This window comes from Thermosynechococcus sp. B1 (assembly GCF_030322985.1).
Classification (GTDB): Bacteria; Cyanobacteriota; Cyanobacteriia; order Thermosynechococcales; family Thermosynechococcaceae; genus Thermosynechococcus.
This window is the reverse complement of record NZ_CP096573.1, coordinates 1,618,447-1,633,671: the sequence shown is the minus strand read 5'-3', so window position 1 is coordinate 1,633,671 and position 15,225 is coordinate 1,618,447. Positions and strand designations below refer to the sequence as shown.

The following is a 15,225-nucleotide window of genomic DNA, read 5'->3' as shown; positions in this document are numbered from 1 at the left end:
TGCCATTGAGAGCATAAAAATGGGGGATATTCCATCTGAAGTAGATAGTTTTATTAAAGACTTAAAGGAAATTTTTTTTAATTTTCCTGTTGACAAGAAACGCAACCAATTTACTATTGACGATATTAAACCAATGGTTGGGGCAGCACATGATGTCCAAGATTACACAAATCCTATTCCATACCGATCGCAACAAAAAATTATTCGTGAGAGTCCTTTAGACTTGGTTGATAGTACAAACACTCAAAACCTCAGCGATGAGCAAATTAGACAATTCTCAACTAAGCATGAACATCTGCTTTATTGGCTATCTGCTTCAGGAAGCGGCACATGGGAATCCTTTAAGAAAACCTGTGAAATTCTTGATCTCCCTGAGCCAAAGCGCATTTTAAGGCGGCTAAAACTACTGAATCATTTAATTACCTCTGATAATGGCTCTAAATGGCAAGTTAATCCGCCCTCTTTAGTACATGTGGGTACTGATTCTGAACCTAGCGATCAGACTTTTTTACTTCATGGTCAGCGTAGCCATCGCTTTTTACAGAGGCTTAGAGAATTTGGATCACTAGAGGAAAGACATCAGCCAAGAGGGGAAGCACCTCGCAGAATTGAGGTAATTTTACCTAGTCAAATTACCATTGAAATTCTAGCTCAAAAAACTGGGTATTCTATTAATTTAGCTGAATCCCCAAGTATTCTCAGTCTTAATGATTGGCAGAATAGTTTGAATAGAATTGATGGTGTTCTCCCTTTTAATTTTGATCTAAAGAGATTTGATGGAGCAAACTTTATTAATTGTATTTTCCAAAATGAAACGGGATTTTATCAGTTTTGGACAAAAGACTCTAGACAGCTTAGATATAGTTTTTTCTACAATCAAAATACACAATCATGGTTACAAGGTGATTATTATGGATTAAGATTTTTGGCAATTTTATCGCTTGGGCAGAATGTTGAGTTTTACTACGATCGCCAAGAAAAAACTTTGGCAATTCCTATATCTCAAAGGTTGCCAGAGATTTATGAATCTCATTTAGTTATGGCATCTGGCATGTTACCTACCTACCGAGATGGCTTCTTGATTTATAATAGAATTAGTTCACGGCTGGCTAGAGAAATTTCAAAAGCTCTCAAGATTACACTAACTGAGCAGTAGTTATGCATGACTTACTTGGCACATATCAAAGACTTGATCGCATTTATCAACTTTACATCAAGAGTGCATTTCCCTTGCGGTATCCTGCCCTAGGCAAAGAACGCGATCGCCGCTTGCAATTTCTTCGTGATCCCCATAATCCTGTCCTGACTATTCCACCATTAGTTGAGCCAGTACCAATTTATCCCTCATCAGGCATGAGCTTGTCTGATGCCGCAAGAAATTTACCAAGAGAATATCAAGAGTTAGACCAACTTGGACAAACTCTCTTTGATGATGGAATTCAGCTTTATCAGCATCAATGGCAAAGTTTACAAGAGGCGATTGTTAATCAAAGAGATATTGTGGTTACAACGGGGACAGGATCGGGTAAAACAGAGTGCTTTCTCTTGCCACTTTTAGCTGAGTTAGCCAAAGAATCTCAAAGCTGGACAGCACCTAATGCTAAACCTGCAAATCAACGTTGGTGGGATGAAACTGATAATCCTCGTGGTGATTGGGTTGCTCAAAGGAGCCATGAAACTCGTCCTGCGGCTGTACGCGCCTTGATTCTCTATCCCTTGAATGCTTTGGTAGAAGACCAATTACGCCGATTACGCAAAGTTTTAGATAGTCCTACTGTGCATGAATGGCTCGATCGTACTAGAGCAGGAAACCGCATTACCTTTGGACGCTACACAGGGCTTACCCCTGTACCTGGAACAAAAACTAGGCTAAACCGTAGAAATGAGCAGGTAACCAATTCAGTCAAGTTGAATGAATTAAGAACTATCATGCGAACTATGGAACAGGAATATCAAAATCTTCAAAATGGTATTGCAAGTGATCCATCAGTGCTTAATGACATGCCCGACTTACCCTTCTACTTTCCAAGATTAGATGGCGGTGAAATGCGATCGCGCTGGGATATGCAAGACCATCCCCCTGATATTTTGATCACCAACTATTCAATGCTGAATATCATGATGATGCGAAGTATCGAAAACAATATATTTGATGCTACAAAGAGATGGTTAGAAAGTAATTCAGAAAATAAATTCTACTTAATTATTGATGAGCTGCATGCCTATCGGGGTACACCGGGTACAGAAGTTGCCTACATCCTTCGCCTGTTATACTATCGCCTCGGTTTAACTGCTGATTCACCCCAACTGAGAATCTTAACGACCACAGCTAGTTTAGAAGCAGGACAAGAGGGAAACGACTTTCTGCGGCAGTTTTTTGGTCGGGGGGACTTTAGTTTGATTACTGGGGAGCAAACTCCACCTAGAGAAGGAGCACGGTTAAATATCAATCAATATAGCGATGTTTTTGCTCAGTTTGCTCGCTCAGTTCAGCCCGATCCATTTCGTCCCATGCAACCACCTGATATTGAATCATCACTGCCATACATAACTACTTTGGCAGAAAATTTAGGAACTTTCAGTAGTGACTCTGACCCACGCAGACAACTGGGTGAAGCTCTAGAAAATATAGAAGCGGCAGATGCTATCAGAGATGCTTGTAGAGCCGTCAATGGTAGTGTTCGTGCTACTGATGTAAGAGATTTAGATGATCAGCTTTTTCCCAATGCTAGAGAACTAGGACAGCTTACTTCTGATGCTATGCGAGGATTTTTAATGGCATTGGGAATGAGTACCTTGGCTAACGGCCGATCGCCCCAACCAGTGAGAGGTCATTTATTTTTTCATAACTTGCAAAATCTTTGGGCTTGTACTAATCCCAATTGTACCGATCCAGCCGTTGATCAAGAGTTACGAAATAGTCAGCCAAAACCAAGTAGACCAACTATAGGAGCAATTCATGCCAACCATAGTTTATCTTGCTCCTGCGGTTCTCGTGTCTTAGATTTAATTGTTTGTGAAGTCTGTGGCGAAGTCCTAGTGGGCGGATACAAAGCTACAAGAAAGGTAGGAAATACTACTGTGGAAATTCTCACTCCTGATCAACCTGACTTGGAAGGAATTCCAGATGCGGTTATATTAAGTCAAAAGTATGGCAACTATCGCATTTTTTGGCCCCTACCTAATGATCGCAATCCTTGGGAAACTCAACCTCAAGATGAGCAATGGACTCACAATGGAATTATGCGTAAATGGACTAAAGCAAAACTAGATCATGTAACTGGAATGCTTGATCAGTCGAATACACCGCCAAGGAAAAATCAGGTACCAGGTTGGCTTTATCAAGTGATGGGTAGTGGCTCAGATGAAGCTTCCGCTTTTCCGAGTAAGTGTCCCCGATGTGATGCAGACTACAGCAGAAGAAAAATATTTCCAACTCCACTGCATACCCATCGCACAGGTTTTCAGAAGGCTTGTCAGGTGATTGCAGGCGGCTTGTTGAGAGAAATGCCTGCACCTGCCCCTCAAAGTATTCGTTCTCCTCGTAAATTGGTGATTTTTTCTGATAGTCGTCAAGATGCGGCAAAACTGGCGGCGGGGATGGAGCGAGATCACTATCGAGATATGGTGCGATTACTACTAATTCAATCCTTTAAGGATTATTGGGGAGATTTATTATCATTTGTGAAACAAACCTGCACGAACCAAGATATTCTTGACAGAATAGAAGATTTGAATCCTAGGCTGAGAAATGATCTGAATCTACCTAATTCGTCAGATGACATGGAGCGGTACAAACGCTTTGCTAATGCCTATCCTACTCTCACAACAGAGGCACTTTTTTGGAGTATGAATCATCCTTCTGCCAACGAATCAGCAAGAAGTGAATGGCTAAGAATGCTCCGAGATTATCCAAATCGTGTCCCCCTCTTGGATTTAAGGCGCAGACTACGAGATTCTTTACTGCAGTATGGAATTTGTCCAGGTGGAACTGACTTCAGCGCCCTAAACTACTCAGTAGGTCAAAACAGTGGAAGAGAGTGGCATTATTGGTTTGAGTGCTACAACTGGGACACCGCAGTTGTTCCAATATCTCCTATTACTCCTGAACAAACTAATCATCTTGATCGTTTAGAAGGGAAGTTAGCTGATGAGATGATGTACGCTATATTCATTCATGTAGCTAGGGTACTTGAGAATATTGGACAAGAGTGGGTTAGCTATTCACCTGTCGGGAATGCCTCTGATGTTTTGGTTCAAGTCGTGGATGCTGTCATTCGCCAATTAGGTATCCGCCGACTTCATAGATACTCCAGTTATTTCCATCCAGGGACTAATCAAAACTTACCCGGCTATTCTGAAAGATATTGCAACCGTATCGCTAATGTTTCTTCCGCTGATGTTCTAAAACAGCTTGCTGGCTCTAATGCAGGCATAGCTAGTAGCCAGAGTCTTGCTCTCAATCCAGACAGACTTTATCTTGTACCTCCTCCTCCTACACAATTGAATAGTGATGGCACTCGCCCCGGTTATCGCTGTCCCCAATGCAATGCTTTTTATCTTCATCCTGCGGGTGGAATTTGTCCTGAATGCAATACTTCCAAAAATAAAAATGCGCCAATAGTAAGGCTTGAACCTAGCCAAAGCAGATCGGATTTTGATTACTACACTTATCTTTCGGAGCAGTCGGGGAATCCTTTTCGGATGAATGCGGCAGAACTCACAGGACAAACGGATAAGGATGAGCGACCAAAACGCCAGCGCTGGTTTCAAGATGTATTCATCAGTCAAGAAATTCCCAAGGTTCAAGGCATTGATCTTTTAAGCGTAACGACCACAATGGAGGCTGGTGTTGATATTGGAGCGTTATTGGCGGTGATGATGTCTAATATGCCCCCCCGCAGATTCAACTATCAGCAACGGGTAGGACGGGCAGGACGGCGTAGTGCAGGAGTTTCTCTAGCGGTTACTTTCTGTAGGGGTAGAAGTCATGACGATTTTTATTTCCAGCGTCCAGAGAGCATTACGGGTGATCCACCTCCCCCACCCTATGTGGATATGCGTAGTGAGGAGATTTTTAGGCGAGTGTTGATCAAGGAAGTTTTACGACAGTCATTTAAAGAAAAAGAGATTAGTAGCTCTTTGGAGCTAACTGATAGCGTGCATGGTGAGTTTGGCAAAGTTGAAGACTGGCATAAATACAAACCTCAAATTATTGCTTGGTTGCAGGATAATTCTAATGAGTCAAAAATTCTATCTATTTTAAAGGCATTAAAAATCCAAGTTGATTTAAGCACAGAAGACTCTCAATTTCTGACTTATCTTCGTAATGACCTTATTCCTGAAATTGATCGTATTGTGGCAGATGCTACCTACACTCAAAATAATTTGAGCGAGCGATTAGCAAATGCGGGATACTTGCCTATGTTTGGCTTTCCCACTAGGGTAAGGCTTCTCTACACCAAATGGTCAAATAAAGAAGCCATCGATCGTGATTTGGATATAGCGATCGGTCAGTTTGCGCCTGGTTCTCAGACTGTAAGAGATAAGGCAGTGCATACCGCCTGTGGAGTTGTGGAGTTAGTACCTCAAAATAATGGTAGCTATATTGATGTTAAGCCCGGTTTTTCGCCCCCTTTATCTGAGCCTAACCAAGCACTGGGGTTATGCAGTAATTGTCAAGCTGTAGTTTATCCCTATCAACCTGATCAACCTATTACTGGCAGTAACATAAATCAACTATCTGAATGCCCTGTGTGCCATCAACAAAGTTTGCGATCATTGGATGCTAGAGAACCAAAAGGTTTTTTTACGAATTTGAAACCAGAGGATTATGATGGGCAGTTTGAGTGGCAACCTCGTTCTACACGTCCCACTGTTAGTATCAATTCTCCTGCTGGTAATCCAATCTTAGTTTTGAACGCTAATGTTTCTTCTGTAAGCGATCGCATTATTTCAATCAATGATAATGGCGGGAGGGGAGGATTCGATTTTCAAAATGCCTCAGTATTCGGTAACCCCAAATCAGGAGCTTATGTAGTTGCCGATGCCATTGAAGGGAGCGATCGTGTTACTGGTTCAGGGCAGAAATATAAAATTGCACTTCTTTCACGGCGCAGAACTGACATTCTCTTGGTAAACATTGCCCGGTGGAGTGAGGGGGTATTTGCTGATCCAATGACGGTAGAAGGGAGAGCGGCATGGTATTCCTTCGCTTTTTGGCTCAGGATTGCCGCCTCTGCTTATTTAGATGTCGATCCGCTGGAATTGCAAGCAGGATTTCGTACATTAGCTCAAGATGGCAAAGTTGTAGGCCAAGCGTTTCTCTGTGACAGTTTGGAGAATGGTGCAGGCTACTGCAATTTTTTAGCCAATCCTCATCAATTTGAGAAAGTCATGGCTCAATCAGACCCTAATAATTCTCTGTCAATAGCCTACCGTTGGCTGAATTCTCAAGGTCACGGCAGAAACTGTGATACTTCTTGTAATGACTGTTTGCGGGATTATCGAAATCTTGCCTATCATGGTCTCCTAGACTGGCGATTGGCTTTGGATATGGCTCGATTGGTCAGAGACTCATCCGTTACTATAGACTTAGCCTCTAATTGGGGGAATTTCCCTAATCCTTGGCAAAGTTTAGTAACTGGTGCAATTTCTACAACTTTTCAACACCTTGGTTATGGCAGTCCTACTCAGTTTGCTAATCTAACTGGTTTTGTGAAAAATCAGAGAAACAACAGTGTGATTCGAATTATCCGCCATCCCTTGTGGAACGATCGGCATCCTGAATGGATAGAAGCTGTGGCAGATGCTAGAACACGATACCCTAACTATCAGATTGAACATGCTAATCCTTTGATTGCCCTCCGACGACCCGGAGATTATGTTTAGATGAGCACTGGTAAATTCATTTGATTTGATGAGAGATCAGGCAATAAAATCGGCTTTACAATATAACTTAAATCATTCCCAGCCAAATTTCCCGACGCTAAGTTCTCTGACTCGGAATATTGACTTAGACTATTTCAGTTGTTGCCACTCTATCTCTGATAGGTCTAAGGTAAGCATTGGCTCTTCTTCTGCAATGATGAGAGATGGGTTCTCCCCCTCGGTATGACGAATCATGACAATTGCAACTCGCCTAGAATACGACTCCCTCGGCGCCATTGAGGTACCAGCGGACTGCTACTGGGGTGCCCAGACGGCGCGCTCCCTAAAGTATTTTCCCATCAGTCACGAGCGCATGCCCCTCGAGGTTATTCATGCCATGGCACGGCTAAAGAAGGCAGCCGCGATCGCCAACCGCGATTTAGGGGTTTTAGCTACCGATAAAGCAGCATGGATTATGCAAGCAGCCGATGAGGTCATTGAAGGGCGCTGGGATGATCAGTTTCCCCTTTCCATCTGGCAGACCGGCAGCGGTACCCAAACCAATATGAATGTGAATGAGGTGATTGCCAACCGTGCCATTGAACTGGCGGGGGGCGTTAAGGGGAGCAAAACGCCAATTCATCCCAATGACCATGTGAACTGTAGCCAGTCTTCTAATGACACCTTTCCGGCGGCGATGCATATTGCCACGGTCATTGCCCTCCACCAGCGCCTGTTGCCGATGCTGTGGCACTTACTGGCGGTATTGCAGGAAAAAGTGACGGCCTTTGCCGACATTATTAAAATTGGGCGCACCCACTTGATGGATGCCGTGCCTCTCACCCTAGGCCAAGAATTCTCGGGCTATGCCAGTCAAATTGCTGCCTGTCAAGGCCATATTGAATACGCACTCCAGCATCTGTATCCCCTTGCCATTGGCGGTACGGCCGTGGGGACGGGTTTGAATACCCCCGCCGGTTTTGGCGATCGCGTGGCAGCGGAACTGGCAGAGATGACGGGGTATCCCTTCTGCAAAGCCGAGAACCCCTTTGCCGCTTTGGCCGCCCATGATCCCTTGGTGATGCTCAGTGGTGCCCTGAAAACATTGGCCGCAGCGATGATGAAAATGGCCAATGATATTCGTTGGTTGGCTTCAGGCCCCCGTTGTGGTCTAGGAGAACTGATCTTACCTGCTAATGAGCCAGGGTCGTCGATTATGCCCGGCAAGGTGAATCCCACCCAATGTGAAGCCCTAACAATGGTCTGTGTGCAGGTGATGGGCAACGACGCCGCAGTGGGCATCGCCGGCAGTCAAGGGAATTTTGAACTCAATGTTTATAAGCCCCTGATCATTCACAATGTGCTGCGCTCCATTGAACTGCTGAGTGATGCCGGGGAAGCCTTTACCCAGTTTTGTCTAGCGGGCATTGAACCCAATCGGGAGCAAATTCAGCGCCATTTGCAGCGATCGCTCATGTTGGTAACGGCCTTGAACCCCCACATTGGCTACGACAAGGCAGCAGCCGTCGCAAAAAAGGCCTACAGCGAAGGTAAAACCCTGAAGGAAGCGGCGGTGGAATTGGGGTATCTTACGGCTGAGGAATTTGATCAGTGGGTGCGGCCAGAGTTGATGCTGGGTGAAAAGGACACTAATTGACCCCGCAGGGAGTGCTGCCAAAAGGGCGTATTGTGAGCGCGCGATCGCAGGCTTTGGTGTGTCACTGTCCAAGTCACCGTCGGATCAAAAAGCACAAAGTGGCGACTGTTCAGTTCGAGGCGGGGTGGCTCAATGCTCAAAATCCGCGCCGGTGCCGTACTGAGGGCATGCCACAGGTCAAGGGCACTCAAGTATTCCTTGGCAACCAGTTCCTGCCAGAGGGCGGGTAGGGCTAATTCGAGACCAATGGCACCGGGGAGTGCCTCGGCAAAGGAAACCATTTTTTCTTCATAGAGCAAGGGGGTGTGGTCAATGGCAATCGCCTCAATAACCCCCGTTTTGAGTCCTTCGATCAAGGCTTGGCGATCGCTGGCCGTTCCTAGGGGCGGGTCAAGGCGCAGATGCGGATCGTAACTGGCTAGATCCTCAACCGTAAAGAGCAAATGTAACCACGACACACTGGCACTGACCTGTTCAGGTTTGTCCTTAGCGAGAATCTCGACACTGCGAGCGGTTGACAGGCGCATGAGGTGAATGGAGGTTGAGACGGTGCGTGCCAATTCCAAAATCGCCAATAGGGGAATGGTTTCACAGCAGACCAGTTGCTCCACCAATCCGAGACGAGTGGCTACCCCACTTTGCCGCGCCACCCCATTGGCGGCCAAGGCCGGGTCAAAGGGCCAAAGGGCAACGGGTTTGCCTAGGGGCTGGAGATAGGTGAGTGCCCGCTGCACCAAAGGCCAATGGGTCAACCCCCGATCATCACAAAAGCCAACTACCCCACTGGCGGCTAGTTCCGCTAAATCGGTTAAAGCCGTCCCTTGGCATCCTTGGGTGAGTGCGCCCCAAACCCGTACCTGTGACCAAGCGGTGGTTGGTATCTCCTGTTGCAGCGCTTGCCAAACAGCAGGATGGTCAATCACGGGGTTTGTGGTTGGTAAGAGGGTTAAATGCTGCACCCCCCCAGCAGCAGCGGCGGCCAAGAGTGTCTCAAGGGTTTCTCGCGCCTCATAACCGGGTTGACCACTGTGGCTGTAGAGATCCACTAAGGGGGGAGCCAACACCCATTCTGAGGCATCAATGATTTCGGCGTCAGCAGGCACCTCTTGGGGGGCGATCGCCACCAATTGATCCGCCGCCAGCAGCACATCGGCGCGTTGATCTTGGCGGTTGACCGGATCCAGCAGCCGCACCTGTTGCAACAGTCGCCACACCATGGCTTACAAGGCTCCCGCCGCCGTCCGATCCAGCACGCCCCCCAAATGGGTGGTGATATTCACTGCCTGCAATCGCGGCAGACCGCCCTTGAGGGGATAGTCAATTACCGTGACGCTGCCATTGCCCTGCTTAAAGAGCCAGAAGTTTTCAATGCCTAGGCCAACAATGTGGCAGAGCAAGACCTTATTAGTGGCATCATGAGCCACAACCAAAACATTGTGGGGGGTGGGAGCATTGGTTTTCCAGCGCTTCAGCCACTCTTCCCATGCCTTAACCACGCGATCGCGCACCTGTTCGAGGTTTTCCCCATTGGGCATTTGCACCAGGGCCGGGGTTGTGCGCCAGCGTTCCAGTTCCCCCGGATAGGCCGCCGCCACCTCCGGTTCAAACTTGCCCTCCCAATCCCCGTGGCTAATCTCGGCAAGGGCTGGTTCTAGCGCTAGCTCGACATCAGGGTGGTACTGCAAAATCGCCAAGGCCGTATCCTTGGGCCGCCGTAGGGGACTACTCAAGGCATGGTGAAAGGGCACCGCCTTGAGGAACTCGGCCACCGCCGCCGCTTGGGCACGGCCATTTTCATTCAGGGGCACATCAATTTGCCCTTGGAAGCGTCCCTCGCGATTCCAGTCGGTTTCACCATGGCGCACCAAAAAGATGCGCAGCGTTTGCTCCTTGAAACGGGGTTGCGGAAAGGGATCATTAAGATGGCTCGTGAGATTGAGGGCTTCTAGTTGTGCGGGTTGTCGCAAGCCGTTGCTGAAATTGAGGACACTAATGCCGCCATTGGCCTGCTGCAGCCGCAAATAGCCCTTGACCCCCAAGCCGAGACCCGTGCAAATCAGGGCACGATTCATACCGCTGTGGCCGACAATGACAATGGTTTCATTTTCGTGAGCCGTCAGCAGCGCTTCCAAAACCATGCCCGCGCGATCGTAGAGATCCAATAGCGGAAAAAACTCCTTGGTTTGGCCACTCTCCGTGGTGATTTTCATCATCAAGGTTTCTGGGGCTTCCTGCCAGCGGCGATAGTCCTCGGGAAACCGTGCCTTCACTTCGGCAAAGGGCAGATCTTCCCAAGCGGGCAGCGCAATCTCTTTGAGTAAATCAAGGGAATGGGGTGGCTTGAGTTGCGGGTCTTGGAGCTGAGCATGGATGCCCTCTGCGGTTTCCGTTGCCCGTTTCAGGGGACTGGTGTAAATCTTGCGGATGGGAATGCCCCGTAGAGCGAGACCCACTTGGGCTGCCATCCAATGACCGCGTTCCGTGAGCGAAGAGGCATCACTGTGACCTTGCACCCGCTCTTGGACATTAAACGTGCTTTCACCGTGGCGGACAATAATGACTCGGGTACTCAGAGGTTTCTCCTTAGCGATTGACAGACAACAAGCTTGGCCGTCCCACCGTGCCATAAAGACTGTACCAGAAACCGTGGCTTCAAGAGCGAAAGATTCAGGAATCGGCAGGCATCATCTCTTGAGCATCACATAAAAATCAAAAAACCGACCGCAGGGGCGATCGGCAAGTATTAAAGACCTATTCGCTGATGGATCAGAGGCTACTTCTTGGTGATCCGAGGAGGCTCACGGAAGAAGATGGCAAAGAAGAACAGCGCGATAATGCAGGCAAAGATGAAAACGTAGGTGATGGTTTCCATAGTAGTCCCCTAGGAATGACTAGACAGCTTCTTTGCGACGAGTGGTGACATCGCCCACTTTTTGGTAGAAGCCCCATTCCACTTGCTCCGGCGACAGTTCGGGATCAATCCCAGAGAAGACATCGCGGAACAGCGTGCGGGCACCATGCCAAATGTGACCAAAGAAGAAGAGCAAGGCAAACACCGCATGGCCGAAGGTAAACCAGCCACGGGGACTGGTGCGGAAAATCCCGTCGGAGTTGAGGGTTTCCTTATCGAATTCAAAGATCTCACCGAAGATAGCTTTACGGGCATAGCTCTTAACGGTGGGTGGATCGGTGAAGGTTTGGCCGTTCAATTCACCACCGTAGAAGCTGACGGTCACGCCTTGTTGCTCAAAGCTATACTTCGACTCGGCACGACGGAAGGGAATGTCGGCTTTGACAACGCCATTCTTATCGGTGAGGATGACGGGGAAGCTTTCAAAGAAGGCAGGCATGCGACGGACAAAGAGTTCTTCACCCTCTTTGTTGCGGAAGACGGCATGGCCTTTCCAAGCTTGGGCAATCCCATCCCCTTTGTTCATCGGGCCCGTACGGAAGAGACCTCCTTTGGCGGGGTTGTTGCCAATGTAATCGTAGAAGGCCAGTTTCTCTGGAATGGCTGACCAAGCCTCTTCAAGGGTGGCGCCACTGGCGAGGGAGGCCTGCACGCGGCGGTTAATTTCCTGTTGGAAGTAGCCACTGTCCCACTGATAGCGAGTCGGCCCAAAGAGTTCAATGGGCGTGGTGGCACTGCCATACCACATCGTGCCGGCAACGACAAAGGCAGCAAAGAAGACGGCAGCAATACTGCTGGAGAGTACCGTTTCAATATTCCCCATGCGCAGAGCTTTGTAAAGTCGTTGGGGTGGACGTACCAGCAGGTGGAATAAACCAGCAATAATACCGACAATGCCTGCGGCGATATGGTGAGCAACCACACCACCGGGGTTGTAGGGATTAAAGCCATCGGGTCCCCATTCGGGTGCCACAGGCTGGACACTGCCCGTCAAGCCATAGGGGTCAGAGACCCACATCCCAGGACCAAAGAGACCGGTCAGGTGAAAAGCACCAAAGCTAAAGCAGAGTAAACCGGCAAGGAACAGGTGAATGCCAAACATTTTCGGCAAGTCGAGGGCAGGCTCACCGGTGCGAGGATCGCGGAAGAGTTCCAAATCCCAATAGACCCAGTGCCAGCAGGCCGCCAAGAACAACAGACCTGACAGGACGATGTGAGCGAGGGCAACCCCCTCAAAGCTCCAAAAACCGGGGTCAATCCCTGTTTCGCCAGTAATACTCCAACCGCTCCAAGACCCCGTGACCCCCAACCGTGCCATGAAGGGCAACACAAACATTCCCTGCCGCCACATTGGGTTGAGAACGGGATCACTGGGATCAAAAATAGCTAGCTCATAAAGAGCCATCGACCCTGCCCAACCGGCGACCAATGCCGTGTGCATCAGGTGGGCCGCAATCAACCGCCCTGGATCATTGATCAGGACAGTGTGGACTCGGTACCAAGGTAGTCCCATTGACTACGCTCCTCCTATACAAAAATTTAGCGTTTGCATGAACAAATTTTATTAAGCAGCCGGATCACGGTCATAACCGCTTCCCTACTAAGAGTTTAACGGCCAATTTACCCGTAACTTCAGCTACGGTTGGGCAGTTTTTCTGCCAAAATGAGAATGTATTAAGAATGGTAACTAGCGTAGGTTCCTATGGCAAGCAAAGCTGAATTTGTGGCCACAAATATTAAGTTTGTTAACGAAAACAAAGAAATTATTGCTGCCAACGGCGCGAATCTGCGCTTAAAAGCAATGGAAGCGGGGGTTGACCTCTACACCCTCAAGGGCAAGTTCTTGAATTGTGGGGGCTACGGCCAGTGTGGCACCTGTATTGTTGAGATCGTCGAGGGTATGGAAAACCTTTCCCCCCGCACACCAGTGGAAGAACGCAAGCTCCGCCGTAAGCCAGAGAATTATCGCTTGGCTTGCCAAACTCTTGTCTATGGACCCGTGTGTGTGAAGACAAAGCCGAAGGGCTAGATTATTAGACAGCCCTTTTCAGAGCCTGTAGGGCACTGCCGGCCTGCTCTAGCCACTTGAGTAACTGAGAATCATCAATGCTGTGGGGAATACTGAGGAGGTCTTGCAGGTGTTGCGGCGATCGCCCCGTTGTGGTCTGCCATGCCTGAATGAGTTCTGAATCCCTAGGCAGATGGTGAGGATTGGCGGCAAGGCCGAGTTGGTTGGCTAAATCATAGCGAAAGCGATCTTGCAGCTGTTCTAGGACAAAGTGCCGCTGCTGTGCCCGCTCAAGAACGCCTGCGAGGGCTGCAATGTAGGCGGCACTATTACTGGCCACAGGTTCTTTTTCCAATAGGGGTGGGCCAAAACGTTGACTTTGCTGCCATAGCAAAAAGAGGAGCAAGAGGCTGAATTGCACCCCCACAGCCAGCCAAGGGGTACGACTGAAGTAGTCGAAGAGGGTTTCAGGCACCGTCTCCCTGACCACATCCTCTGGAGTGCGTTGGCGGTAGCCGTGGAGCCATTCATCAAAGTATATCGTTGCCCCTGGTTCGGCCACCTCCTGCAAGAGCTGAGCCACAACCGCAAAGTTGGCAAGGGCCGTTTCGCCGCCATAGACATTGGCCACCAACCAAGGATAGACGCCAAGGATACGCTGTTCATGGTTATGGGGACTATTAGAGCGTCTGAGATAGACAATCAAACCGTGATCATCCTTGAGGAGAGAGCGATCGCCCTGCTGGAAAGGAACGCGGCGGCGGGTTTCAATCAAGACCTTGCCCTGGGGCGTCGAGAGCCGTGCCGCAAAGGGGGCTGCGGTGGGTTCACCATGCCAGTAGAAGCGCACCAGCGTATTGCCCTGAGCCAGCCACTCCACAAGGGACGGTGACCAACCAATGGGACGACCACTAATCTGAATAAGAATGTGCCCTGTGCCCCTGAGGTTGTTATAGTTCCGCTGCCAGCGCTCCACCCGAAACCCCTGCTGCTCTAGGTAGGTATAAAACTGCTGCGTGCCCCAAGGGGAGGCATCAAAGGAGGAGCCAGCGCGGCTACTCGGCGCCGCCGCCAGAATCAGGAGGCCGACCACCAGCAGCACAAGGACAGCGAAGCCGAGGAAAAACCACTGGCGACGGTTGATCGCGATCATTGCTGGCGCTCCCGCAGGAAGGGGTCCACCTCAAAATAGGCGGCTTGACAGGTGGCTAGGGTTTGGGCATCCACCGCCTCGGCGCCATAGTAACTGCGACTGTGAACTTGAAAGAGGTGCTGAATACTCCGCCGCACGGCTGGCGATCGCTCCCCCAGTTGAAAGAGTCGCTCCAATTCCCGTAGATAGTCGCCATTGGTCCAGTGGGGCTGTAGCCGTAGCCAGCCCGCTTCCTGCAACCGATAGAGCAAGGCCATGTAGAGGGCACGACAAGCACCCCCATAATCCCCCGCCAATTGCAGGTCTTGAGCAAGTTCCAGCCACTCGCGCACAGGCCGCGGTCGCTCCTCAAGGGTAGAAACCAGTGTTGCTGAGGAGGATCGCGATCGCCGCTGCCACCATCGCCACAGGCTGCGCCCTAGGAAATAGAGGGCGAGTCCAAGGCCAACGAGCAAGACCCCTTGAAAGAACCAGCGTAGCCATGCCTCTAAGGAGGGGGAATCCTCCCAAAATGGCTCCGTTTGCTGGCGAAAGAGTTGGCGAAAGCTGTACTCAAGGGCTTCAGCCAATTGTCGCCCCTGGCGATCGCCCTGCCAGCGCAGATCATCAAAAAGGCTCACCGCCGC

The 15,225-nt window shown here is 49.2% G+C and carries 10 protein-coding genes; 4 read left to right on the top strand and 6 right to left on the bottom strand.

The features are described from left to right. The first annotated feature begins 19 nt into the window (after positions 1-19). The 3 genes from M0644_RS08200 to fumC all read left to right on the top strand — a co-directional run bounded on the left by M0644_RS08200 (position 20) and on the right by fumC (position 8,527). On the top strand, positions 20-1,156 hold the full coding sequence (locus M0644_RS08200) for a hypothetical protein (protein ID WP_286625288.1): 1,137 nt from the start codon (positions 20-22) through the stop codon (positions 1,154-1,156). A 2-nt stretch (positions 1,157-1,158) separates the two neighbouring features. Continuing rightward, complete coding sequence (locus M0644_RS08195) at positions 1,159-6,891, top strand: DEAD/DEAH box helicase (protein ID WP_286625287.1); 5,733 nt, start codon at positions 1,159-1,161, stop codon at positions 6,889-6,891. A 232-nt stretch (positions 6,892-7,123) separates the two neighbouring features. Next, entirely contained in the window at positions 7,124-8,527 is a 1,404-nt protein-coding gene (gene fumC, locus M0644_RS08190; RefSeq protein WP_286625285.1) for a class II fumarate hydratase, read from the top strand. Here the strand turns inward: fumC and M0644_RS08185 are convergent. The 4 genes from M0644_RS08185 to psbB form a co-directional block, all read right to left on the bottom strand. Next, a complete protein-coding gene (locus M0644_RS08185) occupies positions 8,479-9,744 on the bottom strand; it encodes a dihydroorotase (protein ID WP_286625284.1) in 1,266 nt (421 codons plus the stop codon). The genes fumC and M0644_RS08185 overlap by 49 nt on opposite strands. A gap of 3 nt (positions 9,745-9,747) precedes the next feature. Continuing rightward, complete coding sequence (locus M0644_RS08180; protein ID WP_286625282.1) at positions 9,748-11,154, bottom strand: histidine phosphatase family protein; 1,407 nt, start codon at positions 11,152-11,154, stop codon at positions 9,748-9,750. Between the two features lie 146 nt (positions 11,155-11,300). Next, positions 11,301-11,399, bottom strand: coding sequence for a photosystem II reaction center protein T (locus tag M0644_RS08175; RefSeq protein ID WP_011057371.1), 99 nt, complete (start codon positions 11,397-11,399; stop codon positions 11,301-11,303). Positions 11,400-11,418: 19 nt separating this feature from the next. Beyond that, positions 11,419-12,951, bottom strand: coding sequence for a photosystem II chlorophyll-binding protein CP47 (gene psbB, locus M0644_RS08170; RefSeq protein WP_149819834.1), 1,533 nt, complete (start codon positions 12,949-12,951; stop codon positions 11,419-11,421). A 189-nt stretch (positions 12,952-13,140) separates the two neighbouring features. On the opposite strand from psbB, the gene M0644_RS08165 reads away from it, so the two are divergent. Then, entirely contained in the window at positions 13,141-13,467 is a 327-nt protein-coding gene (locus tag M0644_RS08165; RefSeq protein ID WP_286625277.1) for a 2Fe-2S iron-sulfur cluster-binding protein, read from the top strand. Positions 13,468-13,471: 4 nt separating this feature from the next. Here M0644_RS08165 and M0644_RS08160 read toward each other — a convergent pair whose 3' ends face one another. Further along, positions 13,472-14,599, bottom strand: a complete 1,128-nt coding sequence (locus M0644_RS08160) for a DUF4350 domain-containing protein (protein WP_286625275.1) — start codon at positions 14,597-14,599, stop codon at positions 13,472-13,474. Further along, positions 14,596-15,219 carry a DUF4129 domain-containing protein gene (locus tag M0644_RS08155; protein ID WP_286625274.1) on the bottom strand — a complete coding sequence of 208 codons (624 nt, stop codon included), beginning with the start codon at positions 15,217-15,219 and terminating at the stop codon, positions 14,596-14,598. Before M0644_RS08155 ends, M0644_RS08160 begins: the two co-directional genes overlap by 4 nt. Positions 15,220-15,225: the final 6 nt, after the last annotated feature.

Coding starts and splice junctions, on each gene's coding strand:
- M0644_RS08165 (WP_286625277.1), top strand. CDS start 13,141: ATGGCAAGCAAAGCTGAATTTGTGGCCACAAATATTAAGTTTGTTAAC.
- M0644_RS08200 (WP_286625288.1), top strand. CDS start 20: ATGGGGGATATTCCATCTGAAGTAGATAGTTTTATTAAAGACTTAAAG.
- M0644_RS08175 (WP_011057371.1), bottom strand. CDS start 11,399: ATGGAAACCATCACCTACGTTTTCATCTTTGCCTGCATTATCGCGCTG.
- fumC (WP_286625285.1), top strand. CDS start 7,124: ATGACAATTGCAACTCGCCTAGAATACGACTCCCTCGGCGCCATTGAG.
- M0644_RS08195 (WP_286625287.1), top strand. CDS start 1,159: ATGCATGACTTACTTGGCACATATCAAAGACTTGATCGCATTTATCAA.
- psbB (WP_149819834.1), bottom strand. CDS start 12,951: ATGGGACTACCTTGGTACCGAGTCCACACTGTCCTGATCAATGATCCA.
- M0644_RS08185 (WP_286625284.1), bottom strand. CDS start 9,744: ATGGTGTGGCGACTGTTGCAACAGGTGCGGCTGCTGGATCCGGTCAAC.
- M0644_RS08180 (WP_286625282.1), bottom strand. CDS start 11,154: ATGGCACGGTGGGACGGCCAAGCTTGTTGTCTGTCAATCGCTAAGGAG.
- M0644_RS08160 (WP_286625275.1), bottom strand. CDS start 14,599: ATGATCGCGATCAACCGTCGCCAGTGGTTTTTCCTCGGCTTCGCTGTC.